The following is a 3358-nucleotide window of genomic DNA, read 5'->3' as shown; positions in this document are numbered from 1 at the left end:
GCGATGTGCCGGGCGACGGCCTCGTTGTCACCGGTGAGCAGGATCGGAGTGAGGCCGAGCCCCTTCATGCGCGAAACGGCGTCCGCGCTTGTCGGCTTCACGGTGTCGGCGACGATGAGGATGCCCCGCGCGGCGCCGTCCCACGCGACGGCGACGACGGTCCTGCCGTCACGTTCGGCCCTATCCAGCTTCTCCGCCAGCTCCGGGGTGAGCGGCGCGGCCCACTCCTCGAGCAGCGACTGGCTCCCGACGACCGTTGCATGCCCGTCCACCACGCCGTGCACGCCCTTGCCCGGCACGGCCACGAAGCCTCCCGGCTGTGCGAGGCCGCCCTCGCGTGACGCCGCGTTCGCCACCGCCCGCGCGATCGGATGCTCTGACGCGTTCTCCAGAGCTCCAGCAATCCGCAGCACCTCGCTCCGGTCCTCGCCCTCCGCCGGGATGACGCCGACGAGCGCCATACGCCCGGTCGTCACGGTGCCGGTCTTGTCCAGCACCACAGTGTCCACCTTGCGCGTCGACTCGAGCACCTCGGGACCCTTGATCAGGATGCCCAGCTGCGCCCCGCGTCCGGTTCCGACCATCAGTGCGGTCGGGGTCGCGAGCCCCAGCGCGCACGGGCACGCCACGACCAGCACGGCCACGGCGGCCGTCAGCGCGGCGGCGACCGGGAATCCCGCGATCAGCCACCCGACCAGAGTGACGACGGCCACGCCGAGCACGATCGGCACGAAGATGCCGGAGATGCGATCGGCGAGCCGCTGCACCTGCGCCTTGCCGGCCTGGGCATCCTCGACGAGCTTCGCCATCTGCGCCAGCTGCGTGTCCGCCCCGACGCGCGTCGCCCGCGCCACGAGTCGGCCGCTCGCGTTGACGGTCGCGCCGGTGACGGCATCCCCGACGCCGACTTCGACCGGCACCGACTCGCCCGTGATCATCGAGACATCCACCGCGGACGCCCCCGACACGACGACCCCGTCGGTCGCGATCTTCTCCCCCGGACGCACGACGAACTCGTCGCTGACGCGCAGCTCGCCGATCGGGACGATCGTCTCCCGCCCGTCACGCAGCACGGTCACATCCTTGGCGCCGAGCTCGAGCAGCGACCGCAGCGCGGCACCGGCCTGCCGCTTGGAGCGCTTCTCGAAGTAGCGGCCCGCGAGGATGAACGTGGTCACCCCCGCTGCGACCTCGAGGTAGATGTTGCCGGTTCCGTCGGTGCGCTGCAGGGTCAGCTCGAACGGATGCCTCATGCCGGGCATCCCCGCGGTACCGAGGAACAGGGCGTACAGCGACCATAGGAACGCGGCGATCGTGCCGATCGAGACCAGGGTGTCCATGGTCGCGGCGCCGTGCCGCAGGTTGATCCACGCGGCGCGGTGGAACGGCCACGCACCCCACACCACGACGGGTGCTGCGAGCGCGAGAGACGCCCACTGCCAGTACGTGAACTGCAGCGCCGGGATCATCGCCATCGCGACGACCGGGGCCGAGAGCACGGCCGAGACGACCAGCCGGTTGCGCAGCGACGTCACTTCGGCGTCGGCGGCATCCGCACCCGACGCCGGCCCTTGGGACTCCCTCGTGCGCTCCGGCTCTGCAACGTGCACCTGCGCCGAGTATCCGGCCTTTTCGACCTCGGCGATCAGCGTCGCCGCGTCGACGGCGGCCGGAGCCGCAACGCTCGCGCGCTCCGTCGCATAGTTGACCGTCGCCGTCACGCCGTCCAGCTTGTTGAGCTTGCGCTCGATGCGGCTCGCGCACGACGCGCATGTCATACCGCCGATCTCCAGCTCGACGTTCGGTCGAGCATCAGCGGATGTCAGTGGCACCGTCAACGACGTCTCCTCCAGTCTTGGCTGCCTGCGATTCTCGTCCGCAGCCACTTCTCGTATTCGCAGCCAGCACACGTGGCTGCCAATGCAACAAGTGGCTGCGGTCGGGCACGGGGCGCTCCGCTCAGCGACGGACCGCCGCGTAGCCGGCCTCGCGCACGGCGTTCAGCACGGCCGCGTCGTCGATCGTCGAGTTCGAGGTCACGACGAGGCGTCCGTCTTGGGCACTCACCCGGATGTCTTCCACGCCCCGAATCTCGCTCACTTCTTCGCGCACCGACATCTCGCAGTGCCCGCACGTCATTCCCGTCACGTCGTACTCGGCGGTCGTCATTGAAAGTCCTTTCGTTCCCGTCGACTCCAGCATACCCCCATGGGGTATCACAGAGTCGAACGAGGACGATATCTCGGGTATTCCGGCCCAGCTCGCTCCTGTGCTGGATTGCGTGTCTCACAACCTGCGGGATGGTGTGGCTGACGTCGCCACTCTGAGACATCCGCCGCTCTCGTGTCTCAGTGGATGCGGCAGGTGAAGCAGCCAGGTCGCATCTTGTGAGACACGCGTTGGGGGACGGTCGGCCACACAAGAGAGGACGGCCATGCGGATGCGGTCAGGCGGTCGCACGTGACACCCTGGAGCACGTGCGCCCGTTCCTGCTGCTCGCGACCCGCTTCGACGATCACCTCGCCGACGCGGAGTACGCCGCGTTCCGCGACTTCGCGGGGCTGCAGGAGGGCGAGCTGACGCGCGTCCGTCTCGAGCAGCATCCGATGCCCGAACTTGATCTCGATGACTACTCCGGCGTCTTCGTGGGCGGCAGCCCGTTCAACGCGAGCGACGCGCAGAGCACCAAGTCGGAGGTGCAGCTGCGCGTGGAGGCCGAGATGTCGCGGCTGCTCGACCGCATCGTCGAGGCCGACTTCCCGTTCTTCGGCGCCTGCTACGGCGTCGGCACACTGGGTGTGCATCGAGGCGCGGTGATCGACCGAACGTTCGGCGAGCCCGTCGACGCTGTGGAGGTGCGGCTCACGGAGGAGGGCGTGCGCGATCCGCTCTTCGCGGGCATCCCGCCGGCGTTCAAGGCGTGGGTGGGGCACAAGGAAGCGGTGAAGCACCTGCCGCCGGACGCCACCCTGCTGGCGACCGGCGACGCCTGCCCCGTGCAGGCATTTCGGGTGAAGAGGAATCTGTATGCGACACAGTTCCACCCGGAGCTGACGGCCGACGACATCGTGGACCGCGTGCGCACGTATCGCTACGAGGGCTACTTCGAGCCGCACGAGTTGGATGCGACCGAGCAGACGATCCGATCGGCGGCGCCCGTCACGTGGCCGCCGCGGCTGCTCCGCACTTTCGCGGAGCGCTACGCCCGCTGAGCGCCGTCGCCGGTCGGCACCCCCGAGCGACAGAGCGGCGGGTGACACGACCGGCGGTGAGACTACCCGTATGGGATGACCCTAGGCGCCATGCACGTGGTCTCATCGCACACACGTAGTCTCACCCTGGAGGGGGTGGGCCGGCC

The 3358-nt window shown here is 69.2% G+C and carries 3 protein-coding genes; 1 reads left to right on the top strand and 2 read right to left on the bottom strand.

Annotated elements, in window-relative coordinates:
* The coding region (locus tag ACTHNC_RS18360; protein WP_440296077.1) for a heavy metal translocating P-type ATPase at positions 1 to 1778 on the bottom strand (1778 nt) is incomplete at its 3' end.
* A 181-nt stretch (positions 1779 to 1959) separates the two neighbouring features.
* The gene (locus ACTHNC_RS18355) at positions 1960 to 2169 is read right to left on the bottom strand and encodes a heavy-metal-associated domain-containing protein (protein WP_440296076.1); all 210 of its coding nucleotides are present in this window, start codon (positions 2167 to 2169) and stop codon (positions 1960 to 1962) included.
* A 308-nt stretch (positions 2170 to 2477) separates the two neighbouring features.
* On the opposite strand from ACTHNC_RS18355, the gene ACTHNC_RS18350 reads away from it, so the two are divergent.
* Positions 2478 to 3212, top strand: a complete 735-nt coding sequence (locus ACTHNC_RS18350; protein WP_440296075.1) for a glutamine amidotransferase — start codon at positions 2478 to 2480, stop codon at positions 3210 to 3212.
* Positions 3213 to 3358 lie beyond the last annotated feature (146 nt).

It is taken from the genome of Humibacter sp. (assembly GCF_051954055.1).
Taxonomy (GTDB): domain Bacteria; phylum Actinomycetota; class Actinomycetes; order Actinomycetales; family Microbacteriaceae; genus Humibacter.
Note: the sequence above shows the minus strand (reverse complement) of the source record. Positions and strands in the feature narration are given on the sequence as shown.

Bases quoted from the DNA above. Each gene is read 5' to 3' on its own strand.
- ACTHNC_RS18355 (WP_440296076.1), bottom strand. From the start codon at position 2,169: ATGACGACCGCCGAGTACGACGTGACGGGAATGACGTGCGGGCACTGC.